Genomic DNA, 24,015 nt, shown 5'->3' on the forward strand with positions numbered 1-24,015 from the left:
CCCACGCTGGACCCAGCCTCCTTTTGAGCTGGAGACGAGACTTGAACTCGCAACCTACGCATTACAAGTGCGTTGCGCTACCAATTGCGCCACTCCAGCACCGAGGGAGATATCCCGCTCGTTGCATAGTACCCGAGCACCAACGCTAAAGGGAAAGCCGGTCCCCCATCTATGCATTGACAGGGTACAGGGGCTAAAGTTCAGGCAGAATCTATCCCACTTTCTCAGCGCTTTTTCGAGGGTTATTTCCGTGTCATTTTTGTCCGCTATGCGGGAGCGCCTGCGCGCTTCCTCGGGCCAAGTAGCCATCATCGACGCGGCTAAAGCCGCACCGCCGCCATCGCCACTCGCCCCGGTCGATCTCCATGATGCCGCTCAAGTCACCGGCGTCATGGAGATCGCCGCCCGCATTGGTGAAATCCTCATCGGCGCCGGTACGGCTAACTCGGATGCCCGCGCCCAGGTACACCTGGCAGCATCTTCCTATGGCTTGCACTACTGCCACGTGGATATCTTGATGAATACCATCACCATCCACACCACCATCGGCACCGGCGAGCAGCGCCAAAACCTGCACGTCTTCCGTGTGGTGCCGAGCATTGGCGTGGATTTTTCCAAGCTCTCGGCCGTCGATAAACTCATTCGCTCTATCCACTCCGGCCAGATGCCACCGGCCATGGCGGAGCAGCGCCTCGACGAGATTGACCGCATGCCCGCGCCTTATAAGCCGTCCACGGTAATGCTCGGCTGGGGCGCGATGGGTGGCCTGATTTCCATGATGCTCGGCGGAGACCTGCTCGTCGGCGTGGTGGCCTTTGTGGTTTCCACCTTCATCATGGGATTGAACGCTTGGTTGGCCAACTATCGCTTGCCGCCCTTCTATCAGAATGTGGTCGGCGGCTTCTTCGCTGTCTTCCCGGCCGCCATTTTGTACAACGTGGCGGCCTCGTTCGGCATTAATTTCTCGCCGGCACAAATCATCGCCTCCGGCATCATCGTGCTGGTGGCGGGGCTGACCCTGGTGCAATCGCTGGTCGACGGCATCACGCGCGCCCCCGTAACCTCCTCGGCCCGCTTCTTTGAGGCGCTGCTATCTACCGGCGCCATCATCGCCGGCGTAGGCGTGGGCATCCAGCTGGCTGATTCGCTGGGCTTTAATCTTCCGCCGCTGGCCACGCTGGCTCCGCCGGTCTACCACGAGATTCCGCTGCTGGTGGTGCTCGGTGGCACCGGCTCCGCCGCCTTTGCGCTAGCCTGCGGGGCCGCCTGGATTGAGATCACCATGTCGGGGCTTACGGCCGCGGCCGGCATGATTTTCTATTACTTTGTGGTGGTGCCCTTCGGCGTCGGCCCAGTGATTGCCTCGGGTCTGTCTGCCGTCGTCGTCGGCCTGGCCGGCGGCTTGATGTCGCGCCGCTGGGGTATCCCACCGCTTATCACCATGATCGTGGGCTATACGCCGATGCTCCCCGGCCTCATGCTCTACCGCGGCATGTACGCCTCGCTTAATGAGCAGATGATTACCGGCTTTACCAACATGGCAATGGCGCTAGCCATTTCCGGCGCCCTGGCCGCCGGAGTGGTGTTAGGCGAGCGCGTGGCCCGTCGCCTGCGTCGCCCGCAGTACTTCCGCCCCTACTCCACGTTCAAGCGCATCGGCCGCTTCTCCTTCCATAAGGCCACGCACTTGGCCCGCAAGGCCCCGCGAATCCCGCGCGTGCCCATGTCCCCGTTTGCCCCGCGCGTCAATCGCCCGGAGTTACCACCCAAGCTCGGGCCGAAGCAGCCGCAGCAGCACCCGCGCCACGAGGCCCAAAACCACGGGCCGCGTACCCGCTCCGCCGCGGACCTGTGGCCGGAGGATTCTCAGTGGCCGGCGCAGCCGCAGCAGCACGAGAAGACCACCTATACCGTGCCGGGCACCGAAACGTTTCGTGCCCAAAAACCGGAGCAGCCGGGCACCGAATCCGGACCCGAGCGGTCTTAAACGCCGCCGGTAGCGTACAATATTTGCTCTGATAGCTTTTCTTGCAAGCGCTTAAGTAGTTTCCACAACGTTCAGGAGGACACGTCGTGCCACCCAAGGTCCAAGACACCCACCCACAGGCTGACCAGAATCACGCCCTTGAGGAGGAGACCTCCCGCGCAGCCCGCCGCATCGTGGCCACCTACGCCCAAGACTTCCTCGACGGCGTGACCCTGATGTCCATGCTGGGCGTGGAGCCCAAGGGCTTGGTACACAAGAAGGTTCTGGCGGAGCAGGCCGATGCCGCCCCGAAGAAGTCGACCAAGAAATCCAGCAAGAAGTCCACGAAGAAGTCGACCAAAAAGTCCACCAAGAAATCGACAAAGAAGTCGACCAAGAAGGCCACGAAGAAAGCGACGAAGAAGGCCTCTAAGAAGGCAACAAAGAAGTCTGCTAAGAAGTCTTAAGTTATTCTTGCACCATGAGTGAGCATGGCAATGACTTCGTGGTGGTGGCCAACCGCCTGCCGGTTGATCTAGAAACCCGGCCCGATGGCAGCCATACGTGGACACCCTCGCCAGGCGGACTGGTCACCGCCTTGTCCCCGGTCCTGGAGTCCCATCAGGGCTGCTGGGTAGGGTGGCCCGGCGTGACTGACACCGCACCTGAGCCCTTCCGCACCGATGCCGGCGTGCTGCTGCATCCGGTCAAGCTCACCGAGTCCGATTTCGAGGGCTTTTATGAGGGCTTTTCCAATGCCACCCTGTGGCCGCTCTACCACGATCTCATCGTCACCCCTACCTACGACCGCGATTGGTGGCACGCCTATCGCGAGGTCAACCTGCGCTTTGCAGATGAGGTAGCCGAGGTCGCCGCCGAGGGTGCCACCGTGTGGGTCCAGGACTACCAGCTACAACTTTTGCCCGGCATCCTGCGCCAAAAGCGCCCCGATCTCACCATCGGGTTCTTCTTGCACATCCCCTTCCCTTCTGCCGATCTCTTCCGTCAGCTGCCCTGGCGAGAGGAACTCGTGCGCGGGCTGCTCGGCGCGGATCTCATTGGCTTCCACTTGGAGGCCAATGCCCGCAACTTCCTGGAACTCGCCCGCCGCCACGGCCTCGACGTGGAAGGCGAGGCCAGTACCCGCGAGGTCACCGCACATATTCACCTACCGCAAGGACGCACCATCGGCGTGGGGGCTTTTCCCATCTCTATCGCCGCGAAGGACTTTGCCAGGTTCACTGCGGAGGATGAGCGGGACGTCGCCAAGCTGCGCGAAGAGCTGGGCTCGCCCCAGCGCATTATCCTGGGAGTGGATCGCCTCGATTACACCAAGGGCATCCTGCAGCGGCTGACTGCTTTTGAGGAGCTGCTGGAGTCCGGAGCACTCGACCCGGAAGAAGTAGCAATGGTGCAGCTGGCCACGCCGTCGCGCGAGCGACTTGATCATTACAAGGCCACCCGCTCCAAAGTCGAAGAAGCCGTAGGCCGCATCAACGGGCGCTTTGCCCGCGTGGGCCACCCAGTGGTGCACTATCAGCACCGGGGCGTAGCCAAGAGCCTCCTGCGCTGCTACTACCGCATGGCCGATGTCATGCTGGTCACCCCCTTCAAGGATGGCATGAATCTGGTGGCCAAGGAATACGTGGCCTGCCACGACGATGGTTCGGGCGCGCTAGTGCTCTCTGAGTTTGCCGGCGCTGCCGATGAGCTCAGCCAGGCCTACCTGTGCAATCCCTTCGATATCGAGTCCGTCAAGGCCGCCTTGCTCAATGCGCTCACCGCACTTGACGATGCCCCCTCTGCCATGTCCCAGCGCATGCTTACCATGCACCAGCAGGTCACTGAGCACGACGTACAGCTATGGTCCCAGTCCTTCCTGAGCTGCCTGCGCCATGCCGACGCCGAGGAGGCTGGCGCATGATGCCTCGCTGTAACCGCCTCATTACTCCGCTCGCCGCTGCGTGCGCCGCCACGCTGCTCGTTGCCTGCGGCTCCGGCGAAGAAGAGCCCCAGGCCCCTGGTGATGAGCAGATCCTGGATAAGCAGTGGCAGGTAGTCTCCATCAACACCACCCCGGATGCTGCCTCTACCATCCCGGAATCCATCCCGCAGGCCCCCACGTTGAGCTTTGGTGAATCTACGCTGGTAGGCACCACCGGCTGCACCCAAATGGTGGGAAAGGTGACCTATTCCGCCGATGAGGAGCGCCAAAATATCCAGGATGGCAACCGCCTGCACTTTGATGAGGTGGATTATGACGAGACCGCCCAGGATTGCCATGGCGCGTCCGTGTGGGCCGATAACCTGCTGCGCAACTTGATTTCCACTGGCCGCGATTTCCACTACACCGTCAATAGCAATAACCAGCTGGTCTTAGAGCTGGTTACAGATGAGGTGGACTCGCCGTCTATCAAATTGGTTTCCCTCGGCAATTAAATACGTAGGCTGGAAGCCATGACGCTTTCCACCACAATCAAGGCCCTTGCCGCCGCCGAGCACCTCGCGGTGGTCTCGGATTTTGACGGCACGCTCTCCCCCTTTGCCACGGCCATCTACGACGTCGAGATGAACCAAGACTCCCTACGCGCCTTGGATAAACTTGCTCACCTGCCGCATACCACCGCGGCCGTGCTGTCCGGCCGCCACCTCGCAGGCCTGCAGCGCGTGTGTCCACTGCGCGAGCCCGTGCTATTCGGCGGATCCCATGGCGCCGAATCCTCTTGGGAAGAAACGGATCTAACTCCCGCGATGCGCGAGCATCTGACCGCCAAGGAAACCGAGATCCGCGCAATTATGGAGCGCTTCCCAGGCGCGGATATCGAGGTCAAGCCCTTCCAGCGCGTACTGCACCTGCGGGCGCTCGAGGATACCGACCCAGAAGCTGCCGCCCAGGCTTATGAAGCCGGTCTCGCACTCGACCCGGGCGGCTTCCCACGCACGGCCGGTAAGTCCGTCGTGGAGTTTTCTGCCACTCAGGCCACCAAGGGCACGTGGTTAGACGAGCTACGCGAGCGTACCGGCGCCACCGCCATGGTCTTTTTGGGCGATGATGTCACCGACGAGGACGGTTTCCGCGCCCTCCATCAGCCGCCGGACGTCGGTGTCAAGGTAGGCGAGGGCGATACGGCGGCCGTAGTGCAGCTTGCCGACGTCGACGCCGTCGCCCACTTCCTCACTGAGCTTGCCACCGCCCGCGCGGCCCATATAGGTCACTCCGGCGGCGACGACGCCTAGCCGGTAAACCCCGGCCTGCCCCGACTTAACGCGGTGGTGCCACGGTCCGCCCCGCCGCGAAATTCGTCCGCAGTACCCGCCGCGACACCGCCGGCACGGCCGCCGCCGCATTATCCGCGGCGGCGATGAGGTTAGAGAGCATGTGGCCGGCGGCGGCGCCTTTGGCCTTATTGGGCTGGATGATGGTCGTCAAGCCAAGGCGCTGCGCCGCATCGATGCCGTCAAAGCCGGTGACGGAAAGCTCACTGGGAATATCGATGCCCCGTTCGCGCGCATAGGTCATCACGCCCAGCGCCATGGAGTCGGTGGTGCACAGGACTGCGGTGAGGTCAGGGTGGGCGTCGAGAAGCAACTGCGCGGCCGCCCGCGTGGTTTGCGCATCATTGATGTGCTGGGTGACCACGGGCACGGTTTCCGGCGCGATCCCCGCCTGCGCAAAGACGTCCATAGCGCCCATGACGCGGGCGTGCTGCACGTGCATATCGGCCTCTTGCAACTCCTCCCAGGAAATGGGGCCATCGTGGCGCTCGCGTTTGAGGCGAATGGCCAGCACGCCAATCTTGCGGTGGCCGGCCTCCACCAGCGCGCGGGCAGCCGGCGCAATCGCGGCTCGGTCATCGATCCCTACAAAAGGCAGGCCCGAATCCGTCGGCTGATCGCAGACCACCACCGGCAGCCCGCGCCCGCGCGCCGCCTCCAGGTAGGCATCCCCGGCCGCCACGGAATAAACCACAAAGCCATCCACGGCAGCCGAGCCGACCAGGCTGGTCGCTTCCGCTTCCCCCTCCGGGCCGGCCGGGATGAGGGTAAGCATGCTTTGCGCGCCGGCCGAGGCCTCCGCCATGCCGGCCAAGAAATCCACCGAGGCCATGTCTTCGAAGGCATAGGACAGGTGCTCAGTCAGCAGCACGCCCACCGCACCCGCACGGCGGGTGCGCAGGCTGCGAGCCGTGGGGTCCGGCCCGGGGTACCCTCGCGCTTTCGCCGCTGCCAGAATGCGCTCGCGCGTCGCGGCCGAGAGCTGGTCCGGCCGGCTATAGGCATTGGACACCGTCGTGCGCGAAACACCCAGTTCGGCGGCCAGCGAGGCCAGCGTCTTGCGGGTGGGGCTGCGTTTCACCATAGCCGTAAGCTTACCCCGCGGCCGCGTTTTCAATACATATTCAATTGACAACAATTACCATCAACAGCACACTGGGAGCTATGCATAACTCACTTCGCGCAACCGCCGCCCTCCTCGCGGCCGGCGGCCTCCTCCTCACCGCCACCGCTTGCTCCTCCTCTGACTCTCAAGACTCGGCCGCCGAGCCCGGCGCTCAGAAGAAAATCTCTATCGTCGCTTCCACTTCTATCTGGGCCGATGTTGCCCAAGCCGTGGCCGATACCGCCTCCGGCGTGGACATTGAGGTCAAGCCCATCGTGGAGGGCAATGGCGTCGACCCCCACCACTTCGAGCCTTCCGCGGCCGATATCGCCAAGGCCGAAGACGCGGACCTGCTCGTAGTCAACGGCGGCGGCTACGATTCTTGGATTTACCAGGCCGTCTCCGAGCAAGACAACATCATCTCCGCCCTGCCGCTGACCGACCACGGCAAGCTGGCCGATGACCCCAATGTCATGACCATCGACGCCGCCAAGGCCACCGCCAAGAAGGACCCAAAGAAGGTCACCAATATCGAAGGCAACGAGCACATCTGGTACGACCCAGCTGCGCTCGACGAGGTCGCCGGTAATATCGCGGACCAGATCAATGAGCTCAATACCGATGCGCACGCCAGCACCGAGCGCGTGGACTCCCACGTCAACCGCCTGCGCGACAAGCTCAAGGAGCTACCGGGCGATCTCTCCTACGCCCAGACCGAGCCGATTGCGGACTACATCATGAAGTACACCTCCGGCAAGGACGTCACCCCAGAGGGCTACCGCAAGGCCACCATTTCTGAGGGCGAGCCCACCGCGGCCGACCTTGCCGCCTTCACCAAGGCCATCAAGGACCACAAGGTGGACCTTCTCATCTTTAACCCGCAGACCGAAACCGATACCGCCGGCCGTATCAAGTCCGCCGCGGAGGATGCGGATGTCAATATCGTCGAAATCGGCGAGACCCCGCCGGATGGCAAGGAGTTCTGGACCTACTATGACGAGGTCACCGACTCCCTGGGGAAGCTCTAGTGCTCATCCAATTTCATGACGCAGCGGTTGCCCCGCTGTGGTCCAGCCTTAACCTCGCCGTTGACCGCGGCGAGTTTATCGCCGTTTTGGGCCCCAATGGCGTGGGCAAATCCACCCTGCTCGGCACTATCTTGGGCACCCGCAAACTCACGGCCGGCAGCGTCGACGTAGACTGCCGCGTCGGATTCATCCCGCAGCAGCGCATGTTCCCGGCCGACCTGCCCCTGCGCGCCCGCGACTTAGTATCGCTCTCCCTTGCGCACGGCGCTTTCCGACGCCGCCGCCCTCCCCGCCACCGCGTCGACGAGCTCCTCGCCGAGGTAGGTGCCACCGGCCTGCGCGACCGCCGCGTAGGACAGCTATCCGGCGGCCAGCAGCAACTTATCCGCCAGGCCCAAGCGCTGGCCAATGACCCAGAGCTCATCCTTGCCGATGAGCCGCTGCTCTCGCTCGACCCGGCGCGCCAGCAAGACACCGTGGAGAAGCTAGATGCGCTACGCCGCGAGCGCGGCACCTCCATCATCTTTGTCACCCATGGCATCAATCCGGTACTCGGAGTGACCGATAAGGTGCTCTACCTTGCTCCCGGCGGTCATACCTTCGGCGCGGTAGATGAGGTCATGCGCTCCGATGTCCTTTCCGAGCTCTACGGTTCCAAAGTCAACGTCTTAAACGTCGATGGGAGGCTTATCGTTGTCTAGCTTCATAGAAGACACCCAGTACCTGCTGAGCGTTGATTTTGTACAGTCCTCGCTCATCGCCTCCGCGCTGCTGGGCATTCTTTCTGGCGTGATGACCTCGCTCATCGTGCTGCGCCAGATGTCCTTTTCCGTCCACGCGACTTCCGAGCTCGCGCTCATGGGTGCCTCCGCCGCACTACTTTTCGGTCTCAACTTAGGCTTTGGCGCGGTCGCCGGGGCCATCGTGGCCGCCATCATCCTCGCCGTACTGGGCTTTAAGGGCCAGCAAGACAGCGCCATCGGCGTGGTCATGAGCTTTGGCCTAGGACTGTCGGTGCTATTTCTGCACCTCTATCCGGGCAACGCGAATACCGCGATGACGCTGCTGACCGGCCAGATCGTCGGCGTATCCTCGGCCTCGGTATGGCTTTTGGCCGCAACCACCGTGGTTATCCTCGCCGCCGTAGCCATCCTGTGGCGCCCCATGCTCTTCGCTTCGGCCGACCCAGTTATGGCCCAGGCGGCCGGCGTGCCGACCCGCTTCATCTCGGTCGCCTTCGCCGTACTCGTGGGCCTAGCGGCCGCGCAGTCGGTACAAATCGTTGGTTCACTGCTCGTCATGGCGCTGCTTATCACCCCCGGCGCAGCGGCCGTGCAGATTACTTCCTCGCCCCTGCGCGCGGTCATGTGGGCCACCATTTTCGCCGAGGTGTCGGCCGTAGGCGGCTTCATCTTATCGCTCGCGCCTGGTCTTCCGGTCTCGGTCTTCGTCACCACCATTTCCTTTGTCATCTATCTGGTGTGCCGGCTCATCGGCTGGCGGCGCAATAAAAGCGCAGTGCGCGACGAGGTCGCTGCCAAACGCTTCCACGCCGACTGCCACACCACGGCCGAGGAGCACCACGCCGACTAAACTGGGCGGCTATGCACGTACACCGCCGCACCGCGGATGTGGATTGCCGCACCCGCCGCTTCCTCGTCATCACGCCGGATAATCCCGGCCCGCATCCGGACCTGCTGCTCTTCTTCCACGGCTCGTTGCAATCCGGCAACGTGATGCGCCGCTTTACCAATGGCACCTTCGACGAGCTTGCCGATGCCACCAACACCATCCTCGTCTACCCCGACGGCGTGGATCGCCATTTCAATGATTGCCGCAGCATCCTACCGGTCACCGCCCGCACGGAGAACGTTGATGACATCGCCTTCGCCACGTATCTCGTTGAAGCTATGCAGCGCGAGTTCGGCACCGCGCGCACCTTTGCTTGCGGCTATTCCAATGGCGGTCAGATGGTGCTCCGCCTGCTTTTCGACGCTCCCTTTACCCTCACCCGCGCCTGCATCTTCGCCTCCACCTTGGGCGAGGGCGATAACCACGCGCCCAGCAACCCGGATGGCTACCGGCCCACGCCGCTGCTGTTTTTCCACGGCACCGCGGACCCATATGCGCCTTATGAAGGCGGTGTGGCCGGGCTGGACGCCGAGCGCACCCGCGGCCGCGTGCTCTCCGCGCCTGCCACCGCGGAATACTTTGCGTTGGCCAATGGCTGCCAGCCACCGCGCGACTACCACCCCGCCCCGGATGTCACCGCCACCGAATACGCCGGCGATTTTCCCGTCGAACTATGGACCATGGAGGGCCTTGGCCACGTGATTCCCTCTAGCATGAGAACCGACCCGCGCATAGGCCCCAATACAGATTCCTTCCGCGCTGTGGATAAGGTCCGCGACTTTTTCGGACTCGGCACCGCGCAGTCCTAGTTATCCACAGCGGCGCGCCTTATCCCTCGCCTCTGGTCGCGTCCCGCACCTAATGTGTGGAGCCATGAACGCGCTGCACACTTTCTTGACAGGCCTAGCCGCCGGCATGGACATCATCGCCGACTGCCACGGCCTAACTCAGCGCGCGCTAATCGAGGCCGGCTGCCCCGACACCACCGCCACCCGCCTGCTCGCCCTCGCCGATACCTACTTCGGCCCGACCGCGTTTAGCCGCCTCCAGCGCGAATCCATCGCCGCCGCTCGCACCAATGGGCACAGCCTTACCGCGCTGCTGGCCATCGAGCGCTACGCCACTCGGCTGAGAAATAAGCGTCAGGCCTGGGCGCTGCGTCGGGAGTTGTGTGAAATGAAGGGGGATGCCTCGGACGTCGAAAAGCGGGGGCGTAAACGCGTGCGCGAGATTAAAGGCCCGCCGCAGCGCACACCCGGTGTCAAGCTCTACCGCCGCGCCGAGGGCCCCTGGACTATGACGATTACCGGCAAATCCGCCGATATTGCGGATATGCATGCCGCGCTGGATAAAGATGCCCCGCTAGATTCGGTGCGCAAGATTTTCCAGGGCAAGACCGCCGCCTCCGGTGCGTCCGTGACCACCAATGTGGTGCTGCGCTTGGACGAGCTCGACCGCGTCGTCGACTGCGCGGGCGATGACGTGACACTGCAGCTCACCAATGGCGCCCGGATGACCGGCGCAGACCTCGTGCGCCGCGCATTTACCGAGCATGGCTATGTCACCCTCATCCATCCCGTTAAAGGCCCGGTGAATCTGTATCGCACGGAGCGGCTCGCCTCACCCAAGCAGCGCACCATGGCGGCCGCGGAAAATCCCACTTGTCCTTGGCCCCAGTGCAATTATCCCGCCGACGAATGCCAAGTCCACCATCTCACCGCCTGGCGCCACGGCGGCGAGACAAACCCCGAAAACCTCACCATCGCCTGCCCGTACCACAACGGCGTCAACGACGATGACCCCAACGGCCCGCCAGTTCGCGGCCGCCTGGCCCGGGTGAATGGCACCATTAGGTGGCTGCCGCCCTGGGCAGAAGGCGGCTAGAAACTCTCGCTAGAGACTACTGGGCCGCGCGGCGCTGGCGTGCGAATTCGGAAAGCACAGAACCGGCCGCGACGGAAGCATTGAGGGACTCGACCCAATCCGTCATAGGGATGGACATGATGACGTCGCAGTTTTCCCGCACGAGGCGAGAAATCCCCTTGCCCTCGGAACCGATGACGATGACCACGGGGTCCGTCGCGCCGTTATATGTATCCAGCGTGTGCTCGCCGCCGGCATCTAGGCCGACGACCTGGTAGCCGCTCTTTTGGAATTGCTGTACGGTGCGGGTGATATTCGTCGCGCGGGCGACCGGCAGGCGCGCCGCCGTGCCGGCCGAGGTACGCCACGCCACGGCAGTCACGGATGCGGAGCGGCGCTCTGGGATGATGACGCCGTCGCCACCAAAAGCTGCCACAGAGCGAATCACCGCGCCGAGGTTGCGCGGGTCGGTGATGTTATCCAAGATGACGAACATGCCCGGACGGGCACTTTCGGCCGCACGGGAGATGAGCTCATCGACATCGGCGTATTTATACGGCGGGATCTGCAGCCCGATGCCCTGGTGCATGCCGTTGCCGGTCATGCGGTCCATCTCGTGGCGCTGCACCTCGATGATGGGGATATTGCGGGTATTGCACATGGCCACGGCCTCAGACAGGCGCTTATCGTTGCGGGTACCGGCCACGATATAGAGCGTGGTGGCCGGAACCTTGGCATGCAGACACTCGATGACCGGGTTGCGGCCCACGACCATCTCGGCGGTCTCCTTCTGGTGACGGCCGGAGTTGCGGCGGTCGCGCTCCAGCTTGGCCTTGTGCTTGGCGTGGTAAATGCGGTCCTCTGCCTTGGGTGTCGGGCCCTTGCCGGCCAAGCCCTTGCGGCGCTGGCCGCCGGAGCCCTTGGTTGCGCCCTTCTTATTGGTCTTGCGGATTCCCGCGCCACCGCGGCCGTGGGTACGTGCCATAGTTTATTGTCCTTTCGGAGTGCTTAACGCTGCGCCAGCGACCAGGTCGGGCCGTCTGGGGTATCGGTGATGGTGATGCCGGCGGCCGCGAGGCGGTCACGGACGGCGTCGGCAGTAGCGAAGTCCTTGTCCGCACGCGCCTGGGTGCGCCGCTCCAGTTCAGCCTGCACCAGCGCATCCAACGCGGCATCCGCCCCGCTAGCTTGCGCTCCATCTTCCCACTCCAGCGGGTCAAAGCCAAGTACGTGTGCCATCGCCCGTACCTGGCCGGCCAGCGTGCGCGCCCCGGCCTCATCGCCGGCGGCAAGGGCCTTATTGCCGGCGCGAACGGTGGTGTGGATTTCCGCCAGCGCCTTGGGCACCGCGATATCATCATTCATCGCGTCTTCAAAGCCCTGCGTCCACTCGCCCAGCTCCAGGTCATCGAAGTGAGCGAGGAAGTCCTCGATGCGGCGGTAGCCTGCGGCGGCCTCGGTCAGCGCGGCCTCGGAATACTCCAGCACGGAGCGGTAATGCGCCGAGCCCAGGTAGTAGCGCAGCTCCACCGGACGCACCAGCTCGAGCATATTCGGAATAGAGAGCACGTTGCCCAGCGATTTCGACATCTTCTCGCCCGACATCGTCACCCAGTGGTTGTGCATCCAGTAGTTGGCAAACTTATCGCCGGCCGCGTGCGACTGAGCAATCTCGTTCTCGTGGTGCGGGAACTGCAGGTCCAGCCCGCCGCAGTGGATATCGAAATTGGAGCCCAGGTAATAGGTAGACATGGCCGAGCACTCCAGGTGCCAGCCCGGTCGGCCGTCGCCCCAGGGGGTGGGCCAGCTGGGTTCGCCCGGTTTCGCGGCCTTCCACAGGGCAAAGTCTTTGGCGCCGCGCTTGGCGGAATCTTCGCCCTCACCCTGTTCCATTTCTTCTACCTTGTTGCCGGACAGCGAACCATAATCCGAGCCTTCGGCCTTGGTCCATGCGGCAACGTCAAAGTAGACGGAGCCTTCGGCGGGGTAGGCAAAGCCGGCGTCGATAAGCCGCTGCATATAGTCGACCATCTGGGTGACAAAGCCGGTCGCGCGCGGCTCTACCGAAGGCGGAAGCACGCCCAGGGTGTTATAGGCCTTGGTGAACTCGCGCTCATACGTGGATACCCACTCCCACCAGGGGCGATTATTCTCGGCCGCCTTGGTGAGGATCTTGTCATCGATATCGGTGACGTTGCGCACCAAGGCTACGTCATAGCCTTGGGCGAGCAGCCAGCGGCGCAGGATGTCGAAAGCGACGCCGGAGCGCAGGTGCCCGATGTGCGGCTGGGCCTGCGGGGTGGCGCCGCACAGGTAAATCGAGGCATGGCCGGGGCGAATCGGCTCGAAATCGCGTTGGCTGCGGGTGGCTGTGTCATAAATGCGCAAAGTACTCACGCCACTTAGTCTAATTGACGCGTGCGCGGGGTTAGTGCGGTGGGCTAGGCGCGCCAGACGACGGCCGTAGCAACCGCCGCACGCCCCTCCTTACGGCCGGTGAACCCCAGGTGGTCCGTGGTGGTAGCAGAAACGGACACGGGGGCACCGAGGATTTCGCTCAGTACGGCCTCGGCCTCTTCGCGGCGCGGACCCATCTTGGGGGTCTGGCCGATGAGCTGGGCGGCGGCGTTGCCGATGATAAAGCCCTCGGATTCGAGCAATTCCCGACATTCGCGCAGTAGCTTCGCGCCAGAAACGCCATCGTATTCGGGGCGGCCGACGCCCACGAAGGAGCCGAGGTCACCGAGGTGGGAGGCGGATAAAAGGGCGTCGACAAGCGCGTGCGCTACAACATCCCCATCGGAGTGGCCCTCGCACCCGTCAACGCCTTCGAAGAGCAGGCCGGCGATCCAGCAATCCTTGCCGGCCTCGATTTGGTGGGCGTCGGTCGCGATTCCAACGCGCGGGATAATCGGATTAGTCATGGGTCTCCTCGGTCAGGGCGTGGGCCAGGGTGAGATCGATGGGCGTGGTGATCTTGAAAGCCAGGGTATCGCCCGGCACGGTTGCCACGCGCTCGCCGTGCCATTCCATGAGGCTGGCGTCATCCGTGGCGGTAAATTCGGGCTGCTGGGCCCAATAATCGAGGTTGGCCTGGCGCAGCGCGGACAGGCGGAAGGCCTGCGGGGTTTGCACTGCGCGCAGGCGGGAGCGATCGGGGGTGCTCAACACGGCCTCATCCGCGACTTCCTTGATGGTATCGGCCACCGGAACCACGGGCACGGCCGCGGGAGCGCCTTCCAGCACCCGCTTGGCGACGCCCCGCACCATCGCCGGCGGCGTCAACGCACGGGCCGCATCGTGGATGAGCACCACGGCATCCTCGTCCGGGATTGCTTGCAGGCCGGCCCACACGGAATCGGCGCGCTCGCTGCCACCGTGAACGAGGCGAATCGGGGCGGCGCTTGCAGCGTCAGTAGCACCAACGGCGTCGATGCGGCCGATAATGCGCGCGGCCTCAGCCTCCATGTCCGGGCTGACCAGGACGATAATTTCATCGACTACCCCGGAGGCCAGCAATGCTCGCACGGAGCGTTCCAGGAGGGTGCGGCCGCGCAGCTCGACATAAGCTTTGGCCACCTCGGCGCCGAGGCGAGTTCCCTGGCCTGCGGCCGCGATGAGCGCGATGACGCGCGGTTTAGTCTTCGTCGTCGAAGGAGAGGTCATCGAGATCGATGTCGTTGTCGATATCGGTGGTGATGGACTTATCATCTACCAATCCGGCGGCGCGGTGGCGCTCGATGGTGGCATCGATTTCTTCCATCATGGTGTCGGCCTTCTTCTCATCGACCGGCTTGGCCAGTGCGAGCTCACCTACCAGGATGGTGCGGGCCTTGCCAAGCATGCGCTTCTCGCCGGCCGAAAGGCCGCGATCCTGGTCGCGGCGCCACAGGTCACGCACGACCTCGGCGACCTTATTAATATCGCCGGAAGCCAGGCGCTCCTGGTTAGCCTTATAACGGCGGGACCAGTTGCCGGCCTCTTCGACGTCCTCGTCACGCAGCACGGAAAAGACCTTTTCTAGGCCTTCCTTGCCCACGACGTCGCGCACGCCGACGTTATCGGCGTTCTTGATGGGCACGCGGACGACCAGGTCGGACTGGTTGATGTGCAGCACCAGGTATTCGAGCGTCTCGCCACCCATTTCGCGGGTCTCGATATCCTCGATGACGGCCGCACCGTGGTGCGGGTAGACGACGACCTCGCCGACCTTATACTCCATTGCCACTCCTTGTGTTCCCGATTTATCCCGGTTGACTAAGGCCGCTATTTTATCACGCACGGCCGCCCCGACTGCGGATACCCCCGTATACCCCCACGGTCTACCCGCCCGATTTGGGACAACTGTGTACTTTATCGCGAAAGGGACTAGGCTAAAGCGTTGACAAGCCCTGTGATCGCAATTGATGGAGGATGCTCAACGTGCAGTCCCTGAAGTCCGCCGCCCGCCGCGGTGCCATTATTTCCGTTACCGCCGTCTCCGCTCTGGCGTTGGCTTCTTGCTCGGCGGGTCATGTCACCCAGACCGCTGAAAAAGTGGCTGCGGTCGATGGCGCTTCTGCAAGCACGGAAGATAATAAGGCTGCAGTTCGCGATGTCACCATCCTGGTAGAGCCGGACGGCACTGCTGCACTGAAGTTCAGCGCCATTAACCAGGGCTACGACACCGATGTCATTTCCTTGGAGTCCGTGAAGGTCGATGGCCAGCGCGTTGAGATGAAGCAGCCACAGCCGCTGCACCGCGATGAGTCCATCATCGCTGATTCTCAGAAGAACCTGGAAGCTAACCCCCAGCAGGATTCCGAAACCGTCCAGTACATCGCCACCAAGTTGAAGAATGATGACTTCGGCTACGCCGGTGACCGCCCGGTTACCTTCGAGTTCTCCAATGGCTCCATCGACGTAAACGCCACCATCGCTGCCACCCAGATGCAGTCCGGCGAGTTCGACCGCGACGTCGAGTCCTCCGAGGGCTACTCCTCCGAGGCTCCGGAGAACTAAGCCATACCACTTTCCTGCCCCGCTCCCAGCCCGCTTCGGGCTGGGAGCGTCTGTGTGTTTTAGGCTAGAAGCCATGGCCAAGAAAACCCGCCCCATCCATACCTGTTCCGAATGCGGCTACGTCTCGCCCAAATGGCTCGGGCGATGCCCGGACTGCGGTGCGTGGGGCACGCTGGAGGAAAAGGCACCGGTGGTGGCGGTGCCAGGGGCGTCGGCAAGCAAGGGCGTAGCCCCGTCGAGTCCGGCACAGCCGATTACCAAGATTGGGGCGCAGGCAACAAAGACGGTGCGCACCGGTATCGGCGAGTTGGATCGCGTGCTGGGAAGCGGCATCGTGCCGGGCTCGGTGGTGCTTATGGCCGGCGAGCCCGGCGTGGGCAAATCCACGCTACTGCTGGAAGTAGCCTCGCGGTGGGCACAGCTCGGCCGCACCGTGCTCTACGCGACGGCCGAGGAATCCGCCGGCCAGGTCCGCTCCCGCGCCGAGCGCACCGGCGCCTTGCAGGAAACTTTGTATTTGGCGGCCGAGTCCAACTTGGATGGGGTCTTCGGGCACGTCGATAAGCTGCAGCCTAGCCTCATTATCGTCGATTCGGTACAGACCATGCACGCTGTGGGCGTGGAAGGTGTATCGGGCGGCGTGGCGCAATCACGCGCGGTGACGGCCGCGCTGACCTCGCTGGCGAAGTCCACCGGCATACCGGTGCTGCTGGTCGGCCACGTCACGAAGGACGGCAACGTGGCCGGGCCACGCGTGCTGGAGCACCTTGTCGACGTCGTCTTAAACTTCGAGGGTGACCGCCAATCCAGCCTGCGCATGCTGCGCGGCATCAAAAATCGCTTTGGCGCCACCGACGAGGTGGGCTGCTTCGAGCAGACCTCCGGCGGAATTCGGGAGGTAGCGGATCCCTCCGGGCTCTTCCTCTCGCACCGCGGTGCTACGCCGGATGGCTCGGCCGTGACGGTCGCGATGGACGGGGTGCGGCCGATTCTGGCGGAGGTGCAGGCGCTGACGGTGGACCCGGTGGCGAAAAACCCGCGGCGGGTGGTTACCGGGTTAGATTCCAACCGCGTGCCGATGGTGCTCGCGGTGCTCCAGGCCCGCGCCGGCCAGCGCACCAATGATAAAGATGCCTACGTCGCCACGGTCGGCGGCATGCGCATTACGGAAACCGCGACGGATTTGGCGGTGGCGTTGGCGACGTGGTCCTCGTTGCACGAGCAACCGCTGCCGGCCAAGACGGTTGTCATTGGCGAGGTGGGCCTGGCCGGCGAGTTGCGTCCAGTGCCCAATGTGGAGCGGCGCTTAATGGAGGCCGCGCGGCTGGGTTATAAGAACGCGATTGTCCCACGCGGGGAAATCGAGCCAGTAGACGGCATTCGCGTCCACCAAGCTGGGACGCTAGGGCAGGCCATCGCTGCGGTGGCGGGCTAGCGCCTAGCGCAGCGTGAAGTCCTGCGGCGGGGAGGAGTTATCGCCGATGATGGTGTGGGCGAAGTAGGCGCCTGGTTCAGCCGTTGGGCGATTGGTGCATTCGCCCGGCTTGGAGGCTTGGCGGGACCATTCGGCCTCGAATTTTACGTCCTTGCCGGCCGGGAAAGTCTGCGAGCCGGTCTGCACGGAAGCATAGCAATCCGTATCGGACCACACGCGCTCGTTATTGGCCATCTTGTAGACCTCGAAGCGCAGCAGGTTCTTGTCTAGGTCGATCTTGCAATCTGCGGCCGTGGGGTTGGTGACTGTCATGAAGAACTTCGGCAGTTCACCCTCCGGCACAGAGTAGTTCAACATGGAAGTGCGCACCTGGAGGTCTGCCAGGTCACAGGTTTTCTTTGCTGCCTCGGAGCTCGCGGCCGCGGAGCTGGAGGGCTCGCTTTCGGCAAACTCGCTTTCCGACGCCCCCTCGGCCGACGTCTCCGCGGAGGTTGCGGAGGTTTCTGGGGCAGCAGAAGATGAGGTCTGCTCCGGCGTAGGCGCGGGTGCGGCGGTATCGGCCGGCTCATCGCTGCTGCCCCCGAAAGCAGCCACAGCCGCCCAGATCAGCACCACGACCAGCACGAGTACGATGATGAGCGCCGCTACTCGTCGGCGCTTGTAAATCTCTTCTGGTAGGGGCTTTTTCTGCGTCACGCTGTCAATTTTAAGCGGTGGGCACGGGCCGGTGCGCTAAGCCCGCGCCGCGTGTCAGGCGGGCTAGTCCACCCCGAAGGTCTGCAGGGTTTCCACGCTGGAATCTTCCAGCAGGTAGCGCGCGCCGATAACGCCCAGGGCACCCTCGTCGAGCAGACGGCGGACGTTGGGCACGCTGGCCACCAGCTGGGCGACGGTCTGGCGGGTGTGCTCCCGCTCGACGTCGTCAGTCGTGGAATTTGGGCCCGCCACCAGTGCGGAGGCGGCAACCTTCTCGATGATGGGGCGCTGCAGGCCGGTGGGCAGCTCACCGCCGGATACGAAACCGGTAGCCGCGCCCACCGCGCCGCAAGATTGATGGCCGAGGACTACCAGCAGGTTGGGTTTGAGGGCAGCAAGGGCGTAGTCGAGGGAGGCTAGGACGGCGTCGTCAAGAATGTGGCCGGCAGTGCGGATGACAAAGGCATCGCCGAAACCGATATTGAAGACGTGCTCGATAGGGGCGCGGGAGTCGGAACAGGAAATAACCACCACGCGAGGGTCCTGGCCGTGAGTTAGGCCCTCGCGGTTATAAATCTCGCGCACGTCGACGGTCTCGCCGTCCAAAACACGCTGATTTCCCGCCTTGAGGGCCTCCCATACGGCCTGCGGTTCGTGGGCAATATTACGTAAAGGCATAGGCCACATTCTAATGCCCTAGACTATCTCCCACGATGGATTCGCAAGCTCTTCTTTCCTGGTTCGATGCCAATGAACGAGACCTGCCGTGGCGCCGGCCTGGCACGAGCGCGTGGGGTGTGCTGCTCAGTGAGGTCATGAGCCAGCAGACCCCAGTCGCGCGCGTGGCTCCGGTGTGGGAGGACTGGATGCGGCGCTGGCCCACCCCGGCAGATTTTGCCCAGGCTACTCGAGCGGAGGTCTTGCGCGCCTGGGGCAAGCTGGGCTACCCGCGGCGCGCGCTGCGCCTGTGGGAGTGCGCGGCGGCTATTGGCGAGGGCGAGGTACCGGCGGACGTCGATGAATTGCTGTGCCTGCCTGGCATTGGGGATTACACCGCGCGCGCTGTGGCCTGTTTTCACTTCGGGGTAAACGTACCGGTGGTCGATACCAATGTGCGGCGGGTGTATACCCGCGCAGAAGAGGGCCGGTTCCTTGCGCCGCAGCCATCGAAGCGGGAGCTGGCGGCCGTGGCAGAGCTTTTGCCGGCCGAGAATGGGCCGCGTTTTTCGGCCGCGCTCATGGAATTGGGAGCGCTGGTGTGCACGGCGAAGAATCCTTCCTGCGAGCAGTGCCCGCTGCGCGCGAGCTGTGCGTGGCAGCTCGCTGGCCGGCCGCAGCCCAGTGCAGAGGAGCAGGCACAGGCGAAAAAGCGCGTGCAGAAATTCGTCGGCACGGACCGACAGGTGCGCGGCAAGATTCTGGACGTGCTGCGCGCGGCGGAGCGGCCGGTACCACAGTCCGAGATTGACGTGGTCTGGCCCGATGCGGCACAGCGCTCCCGCGCGTTGGCTTCGGTGCTTGCCGACGGCCTCGCCGAGCAAAACGACGCTGGCCTGTTCCACCTCCCTATTTAGGGGGTTAATAATGGCCAGCTATAATCGCAGGTCGCGATCCAGGGCGTGTGATCTGGTTAACGCCAGCGGCCACGGAAATTGAATCCGCCCGGCAGGTTCACCCACATGCCGCCGCGGGAATTAAAGGTGACCGGCCCTACCTTGGTAGACATCGACGCGCCGGATCCAGAGACGTTGATCCAGCTATTCTTGCCGGTCTTTTTTCTTGAACGATACTGAAGTCCCATAAGCATTTATTTTAGCAATTCCACTTCCACCGTTCCTACTGCGCAGTAGGTTTTGGTCATGGAAAAGATTTGTATGAGACTCCTCACAGTCTGTTCACTAATCCTCGGGTCGCTCTTTCTGCCGCCAGCTGCCAACGCGGCGGTGACTTCAGCTCACCCGGCGCCGCACCTGGCAGAATCGGCGGGCCAGGCGCAGGTGTTTACATATGACACCACCACCGATGCCGGCAAGCCGGTGCAAGCCTCGGCTACCTTGTACGAGCCCACTGCACCGTGGCGTGGCAAGGGCGAGCGCCCGACCATCGTCTTCGGACCAAGCACGCGTGGGCAGGGCGACCAATGCGCGCCGTCGCGCGCGGGCATGCAGCTGGGGTCGGTGGGCCTGAGCAAAGTGGGCTCTCCCACCATTAATGCCAGCTACGAGTACTCATTTTATATGATGGCCCTGCGCCACGGGGCACGCGTTATCGTTGCCGACCTTATTGGGTTGGGCATGCCAGGACACCACACGTATGTAAACCACATTGAAGAAGCACACGCGCTTCTCGACGCCGCCCGCTCCGGCCTAGAACTCGCGCACGCCCCGAAGGACGCCCCTATTGGCTTTGCGGGCTATTCGCAGGGCGGCGGCGCCTCGCTCTCCGCAGCCGAGTATGCCGAACGCTACGCTCCTGACCTCAACGTAGCCGGCACATACGCTGGCGCGCCGCCAACGGACCTGCCGGAGACTATGCGCAGCATTGACGGTTCAGCTATCGCCCACGTGCTGGGCTATGCCATTAATGGCTTTTCTGAGCGTAGCCCAGAATTCCGCGATGCAGTGTTGGCGGAACTCAACCCACGAGGCAAGGACTTCTTACGTTCCGCGGCCACCAGCTGCACGGGCGATTCTGTTCTCATGTGGGGCTTTACAAATACCCGAATGCTTACCCGCACCGGGGAATCCTTGTCCGGGATTGTGGAACGCAAACCTGTCGTTAAGGAAACTTTAGAGCGCCAAAACCTGGGCAAAGCGGTGCCAAATGCACCGGTAATGATGGCTAGCTCACCTAGTGATGATTTAATCTCTCATGACCAGGTACGCAGGACTGCTGGAGCGTACTGCTCTATGGGCGGAACCATCGATTTCGTAGCCGCACCCGGCACCGCAACGATTCCACGCACTGGAATCGACCACGCCGTGCCCTTGTACCTAGAGATGCCGGTCGGGTTGCAGTATCTCTTTGACCGCTTTGAGGGCAAACCGGCCCCCACTAACTGCACAGCATAAATAGATTCCTGGGCGCAAATAAAGCCGCCCAGTTCTCGCAGGGAAAGCGAGGGCTGGGCGGCTTTAAGGCGCTATAGCGCCACTACATCGGCTGGCCGGCGCCTGCTGGCGGCGGGTTATGGCCATCGTCATCGGAGTCGGAACCGGAGCCGGACTCTAGGTCGGTTCCGGCGGCGGTGGAGCCGCCATCGCCCGGAACGTCCGGGGTGATGGTGTCGGGCTCGCCGGCATCGGTGGAGTCGGCGTCGTCAAGCTGCGGCTCCTCGGTGTCCTCCGGCAGAGGCTTCGGGCGTGGGCTGAAGGTGAACTTCGCGCCAGTGTTGTCCTTGGACTCGCCGTCCCAGCCCTCGACGTCGACGGTGATGATCTCACCGGCGCCGATTTCGCCGAAGAGGATCTTCTCGGAGAGCTGATCCTCAATCTCGCGCTGGATGGTGCGGCGCAGCGGACGAGCACCCAATACTGGGTCGAAGCCACGCTTGGCCAGGAGGTTCTTGGCCTTGTCCGTAAGCTCGATGCCCATATCGCGCTCCTCCAGCTGCTTGGCCACGCGGCCGATGAGCAGCTCGACCATCTCCACAATCTGCTCCTGGGTGAGCTGGTGGAAGACAACGATGTCATCGATACGGTTCAAGAACTCCGGGCGGAAGTGCTTCTTCAGCTCGTCGTTGACCTTCTGCTTCATCCGATCGTACTGGGCATCCGCATCATTTTCGGAAGAGCCAGTAAAGCCCAAGCCCACCGGCTTCGAGATGTCCTGGGTACCCAAGTTCGACGTGAAGATGAGAACGGTGTTCTTGAAGTCAACGACGCGACCCTGGCCGTCGGTAAGCCGGCCGTCTTCCAGCACCTGCAACAAGGTGTTGTAGATCTCCTTGTGGGCCTTCTCAATCTCATCAAAAAGCACAACGGAGAACGGCTTGCGGCGAACCTTCTCGGTCAGCTGGCCACCTTCTTCGTAGCCGACGTATCCCGGAGGGGCACCGAAAAGACGAGAAGCGGTGAAGCGGTCGTGGAATTCGCCCATATCGATCTGGATGAGGTCATCATCCGAACCGAAGAGGAAGTTAGCCAGGGACTTCGATAGCTCGGTCTTACCCACACCAGACGGGCCAGCAAAGATGAAGGAGCCGGATGGACGGCGCGGGTCCTTGAGGCCTGCACGGGTACGGCGGATGGCGCGGGAGACGGACTTGACCGCCTCGTCCTGGCCAATGATGCGCTTGTGCAGCTCTTCTTCCATGTTGAGCAGACGGTTGGATTCCTTCTCCGTCAGCTTCAGTACAGGGATGCCGGTCCAGTGTGCCAGCACCTCTGCAATCTGGTCCTCGCCAACCTCGGCGATCTCCTCAAGGTCGCCGGAGCGCCACTGCTTTTCCTTCTCAGCGCGCTCCTCGCCCAGCTTGCGCTCCTTATCGCGCAGGCCAGCTGCCTTTTCGAAGTCTTGGGCATCGATGGCCGCTTCCTTTTCCTTGCGGACCTCAGCGATGCGGTCATCGACCTCGCGCAAGCCCTTTGGCGCGGTCATGCGCTTGATGCGCATGCGCGCGCCAGCCTCATCGAGAAGGTCAACGGCCTTATCCGGCAAGAAGCGGTCATTGATGTAGCGATCCGAGAGGGAAGCTGCAGCGTGCAGCGCCTCATCGGTATAAGACACGCGGTGGTGAGCCTCGTATTTATCGCGCAGGCCCTTCAAAATCAAGAAGGTGTCATCCAGGGAAGGCTCGTCTACCTTAACTGGCTGGAAACGGCGCTCGAGGGCGGCGTCCTTTTCGATGTGTTTGCGGTACTCATCCAAGGTGGTAGCACCGATGGTCTGCAGCTCGCCACGGGCCAGCTTTGGCTTGAGCAAGGAAGCTGCATCGATAGCACCTTCAGCAGCACCGGCACCGACCAAGGTGTGGATCTCATCGATGAACAAGATGATATCGCCGCGCTGGTTAATCTCCTTGAGGACCTTCTTCAAGCGTTCCTCGAAGTCACCGCGGTAACGAGAGCCGGCCACCAGGGAGCCTAGGTCAAGCGAGTAGAGCTGCTTGTCCTTGAGGGTTTCTGGGACCTTGCCGTTGACGATGTCGAGCGCCAAGCCCTCGACCACGGCGGTCTTACCAACGCCCGGCTCACCGATGAGCACCGGATTATTCTTCGTGCGGCGAGAGAGCACTTGCATGATGCGCTCTACCTCGGACTCGCGGCCAACGACAGGATCCAGCTTGCCGTCCTTGGCAGCCTGGGTGAGGTTGCGGCCGAATTGATCAAGCACCAGGGAATTGGAACGCTCGCCGGAACCGCCGGAGCCGCCACGAGCGCCGGCGCCAGCACCTGCACCGACTGGACCGGAGCCTTGGCCATTGGAGGAGCCGCCCTCCTGCTGTCCACCTTCGTAGCCGGACAGCAACTGGATAACCTGCTGGCGCACGCGTGGCAGGTCGGCGCCGAGCTTGGTCAGCACCTGCGCGGCGACGCCATCGCCCTCGCGAATGAGACCCAGCAGCAAGAACTCAGTACCGATGTACTTGTGTCCCATCTGCAGGCCCTCACGCAGGGAGAGCTCAAGAACCTTTTTGGCACGTGGAGTAAAGGGGATGTGGCCGGTGTGTGGCTGGCTACCCTGGCCGATGATTTCCTCGACCTCACGGCGGACATCCTCCAGGGAAATACCCATGGATTCCAGTGCCTTGGCAGCGACGCCTTCGCCTTCATGGATAAGGCCGAGCAAGATGTGCTCGGTGCCGATGTAATTGTGGTTAAGCATGCGTGCTTCTTCCTGCGCCAAAACGATGACGCGGCGAGCACGATCGGTAAACCTCTCGAACATGATTCCCCTATACTTTCGCTTCTAATGTGTCACCCACTCTAACGCGGCAATCCGCCGATCATTTCCGGTTTTACTCCCAGATGCCCGCAATACCGCGATAATTCCCCATCTTCGCAGCTCACAC

At 62.9% G+C, this 24,015-nt stretch carries 24 protein-coding genes and 1 tRNA gene; 14 read left to right on the forward strand and 11 right to left on the reverse strand.

All coding sequences use genetic code 11. The features are described 5' to 3' along the window. Positions 1–26: 26 nt before the first annotated feature. Positions 27–99: transfer RNA gene (locus QP904_RS02170), tRNA-Thr, on the reverse strand. Between the two features lie 151 nt (positions 100–250). Between QP904_RS02170 and thrE the strand changes: the two genes are divergently transcribed. The 5 genes from thrE to otsB all read left to right on the forward strand — a co-directional run bounded on the left by thrE (position 251) and on the right by otsB (position 5,203). Next, the gene (gene thrE / locus QP904_RS02175; protein WP_284835444.1) at positions 251–1,987 is read left to right on the forward strand and encodes a threonine/serine exporter ThrE; all 1,737 of its coding nucleotides are present in this window, start codon (positions 251–253) and stop codon (positions 1,985–1,987) included. An 86-nt stretch (positions 1,988–2,073) separates the two neighbouring features. Further along, on the forward strand, positions 2,074–2,433 hold the full coding sequence (locus tag QP904_RS02180) for a hypothetical protein (RefSeq protein WP_023019892.1): 360 nt from the start codon (positions 2,074–2,076) through the stop codon (positions 2,431–2,433). Positions 2,434–2,447: 14 nt separating this feature from the next. Further along, positions 2,448–3,890 (forward strand): alpha,alpha-trehalose-phosphate synthase (UDP-forming), encoded by a 1,443-nt coding sequence (locus tag QP904_RS02185; RefSeq protein ID WP_248100138.1) that lies wholly within the window; start codon positions 2,448–2,450, stop codon positions 3,888–3,890. After that, positions 3,887–4,405, forward strand: coding sequence for an META domain-containing protein (locus QP904_RS02190; protein WP_284835445.1), 519 nt, complete (start codon positions 3,887–3,889; stop codon positions 4,403–4,405). The genes QP904_RS02185 and QP904_RS02190 overlap by 4 nt, the downstream gene beginning before the upstream one ends. An 18-nt stretch (positions 4,406–4,423) precedes the next feature. After that, complete coding sequence (otsB, locus tag QP904_RS02195) at positions 4,424–5,203, forward strand: trehalose-phosphatase (protein ID WP_284835446.1); 780 nt, start codon at positions 4,424–4,426, stop codon at positions 5,201–5,203. A 25-nt stretch (positions 5,204–5,228) separates the two neighbouring features. On the opposite strand, the gene QP904_RS02200 is transcribed toward otsB, so the two are convergent. Further along, on the reverse strand, positions 5,229–6,326 hold the full coding sequence (locus QP904_RS02200; protein ID WP_200288651.1) for a LacI family DNA-binding transcriptional regulator: 1,098 nt from the start codon (positions 6,324–6,326) through the stop codon (positions 5,229–5,231). Between the two features lie 80 nt (positions 6,327–6,406). Here QP904_RS02200 and QP904_RS02205 point away from each other — a divergent pair, with 80 nt between their 5' ends. The 5 genes from QP904_RS02205 to QP904_RS02225 all read left to right on the forward strand — a co-directional run bounded on the left by QP904_RS02205 (position 6,407) and on the right by QP904_RS02225 (position 10,891). Next, entirely contained in the window at positions 6,407–7,375 is a 969-nt protein-coding gene (locus QP904_RS02205) for a metal ABC transporter solute-binding protein, Zn/Mn family (protein ID WP_200288650.1), read from the forward strand. Beyond that, complete coding sequence (locus tag QP904_RS02210) at positions 7,375–8,076, forward strand: metal ABC transporter ATP-binding protein (RefSeq protein ID WP_023019898.1); 702 nt, start codon at positions 7,375–7,377, stop codon at positions 8,074–8,076. The genes QP904_RS02205 and QP904_RS02210 overlap by 1 nt, the downstream gene beginning before the upstream one ends. Further along, entirely contained in the window at positions 8,054–8,968 is a 915-nt protein-coding gene (locus QP904_RS02215; protein ID WP_200288649.1) for a metal ABC transporter permease, read from the forward strand. Before QP904_RS02210 ends, QP904_RS02215 begins: the two co-directional genes overlap by 23 nt. Positions 8,969–8,979: 11 nt before the next feature. Further along, entirely contained in the window at positions 8,980–9,816 is an 837-nt protein-coding gene (locus QP904_RS02220; protein WP_239208066.1) for a CE1 family esterase, read from the forward strand. 64 nt (positions 9,817–9,880) lie between these two features. Then, positions 9,881–10,891 (forward strand): HNH endonuclease signature motif containing protein, encoded by a 1,011-nt coding sequence (locus QP904_RS02225; protein WP_284835447.1) that lies wholly within the window; start codon positions 9,881–9,883, stop codon positions 10,889–10,891. Positions 10,892–10,907: 16 nt separating this feature from the next. Here QP904_RS02225 and rlmB read toward each other — a convergent pair whose 3' ends face one another. The 5 genes from rlmB to QP904_RS02250 are packed head-to-tail and all read right to left on the reverse strand — an operon-like array spanning position 10,908 to position 15,092. Further along, positions 10,908–11,855: a 23S rRNA (guanosine(2251)-2'-O)-methyltransferase RlmB gene (gene rlmB, locus QP904_RS02230; RefSeq protein WP_023019902.1), complete on the reverse strand. Its 948-nt coding sequence runs from the start codon at positions 11,853–11,855 to the stop codon at positions 10,908–10,910. Positions 11,856–11,878: 23 nt separating this feature from the next. Further along, the gene (gene cysS / locus QP904_RS02235) at positions 11,879–13,267 is read right to left on the reverse strand and encodes a cysteine--tRNA ligase (RefSeq protein WP_284835448.1); all 1,389 of its coding nucleotides are present in this window, start codon (positions 13,265–13,267) and stop codon (positions 11,879–11,881) included. Positions 13,268–13,311: 44 nt separating this feature from the next. Continuing rightward, positions 13,312–13,794, reverse strand: coding sequence for a 2-C-methyl-D-erythritol 2,4-cyclodiphosphate synthase (gene ispF / locus QP904_RS02240; protein WP_086588190.1), 483 nt, complete (start codon positions 13,792–13,794; stop codon positions 13,312–13,314). After that, positions 13,787–14,536: a 2-C-methyl-D-erythritol 4-phosphate cytidylyltransferase gene (ispD, locus tag QP904_RS02245; protein ID WP_284835449.1), complete on the reverse strand. Its 750-nt coding sequence runs from the start codon at positions 14,534–14,536 to the stop codon at positions 13,787–13,789. The genes ispF and ispD overlap by 8 nt, the downstream gene beginning before the upstream one ends. Then, positions 14,508–15,092 carry a CarD family transcriptional regulator gene (locus QP904_RS02250; RefSeq protein ID WP_005325718.1) on the reverse strand — a complete coding sequence of 195 codons (585 nt, stop codon included), beginning with the start codon at positions 15,090–15,092 and terminating at the stop codon, positions 14,508–14,510. Before QP904_RS02250 ends, ispD begins: the two co-directional genes overlap by 29 nt. A gap of 191 nt (positions 15,093–15,283) precedes the next feature. Here QP904_RS02250 and QP904_RS02255 point away from each other — a divergent pair, with 191 nt between their 5' ends. Continuing rightward, positions 15,284–15,871: a hypothetical protein gene (locus QP904_RS02255; protein ID WP_200288644.1), complete on the forward strand. Its 588-nt coding sequence runs from the start codon at positions 15,284–15,286 to the stop codon at positions 15,869–15,871. A gap of 73 nt (positions 15,872–15,944) precedes the next feature. Continuing rightward, on the forward strand, positions 15,945–17,306 hold the full coding sequence (radA, locus tag QP904_RS02260) for a DNA repair protein RadA (RefSeq protein WP_239208070.1): 1,362 nt from the start codon (positions 15,945–15,947) through the stop codon (positions 17,304–17,306). A gap of 3 nt (positions 17,307–17,309) precedes the next feature. Here radA and QP904_RS02265 read toward each other — a convergent pair whose 3' ends face one another. Then, complete coding sequence (locus QP904_RS02265) at positions 17,310–18,002, reverse strand: hypothetical protein (RefSeq protein ID WP_284835450.1); 693 nt, start codon at positions 18,000–18,002, stop codon at positions 17,310–17,312. A gap of 63 nt (positions 18,003–18,065) precedes the next feature. Beyond that, positions 18,066–18,680 carry a carbonic anhydrase gene (locus tag QP904_RS02270; protein WP_284835451.1) on the reverse strand — a complete coding sequence of 205 codons (615 nt, stop codon included), beginning with the start codon at positions 18,678–18,680 and terminating at the stop codon, positions 18,066–18,068. 35 nt (positions 18,681–18,715) lie between these two features. Between QP904_RS02270 and QP904_RS02275 the strand changes: the two genes are divergently transcribed. After that, positions 18,716–19,576, forward strand: coding sequence for an iron-sulfur binding domain-containing protein (locus tag QP904_RS02275; RefSeq protein ID WP_284835452.1), 861 nt, complete (start codon positions 18,716–18,718; stop codon positions 19,574–19,576). A gap of 56 nt (positions 19,577–19,632) precedes the next feature. Here QP904_RS02275 and QP904_RS02280 read toward each other — a convergent pair whose 3' ends face one another. Further along, a complete protein-coding gene (locus QP904_RS02280; protein WP_080970400.1) occupies positions 19,633–19,803 on the reverse strand; it encodes a DUF4236 domain-containing protein in 171 nt (56 codons plus the stop codon). Between the two features lie 142 nt (positions 19,804–19,945). Here QP904_RS02280 and QP904_RS02285 point away from each other — a divergent pair, with 142 nt between their 5' ends. Continuing rightward, the gene (locus QP904_RS02285) at positions 19,946–21,073 is read left to right on the forward strand and encodes a lipase family protein (RefSeq protein ID WP_284835453.1); all 1,128 of its coding nucleotides are present in this window, start codon (positions 19,946–19,948) and stop codon (positions 21,071–21,073) included. A gap of 82 nt (positions 21,074–21,155) precedes the next feature. On the opposite strand, the gene QP904_RS02290 is transcribed toward QP904_RS02285, so the two are convergent. Next, a complete protein-coding gene (locus QP904_RS02290; RefSeq protein ID WP_284835454.1) occupies positions 21,156–23,891 on the reverse strand; it encodes an ATP-dependent Clp protease ATP-binding subunit in 2,736 nt (911 codons plus the stop codon). Positions 23,892–24,015 lie beyond the last annotated feature (124 nt).

This window comes from Corynebacterium nasorum (assembly GCF_030229765.1).
GTDB lineage: Bacteria > Actinomycetota > Actinomycetes > Mycobacteriales > Mycobacteriaceae > Corynebacterium > Corynebacterium kefirresidentii.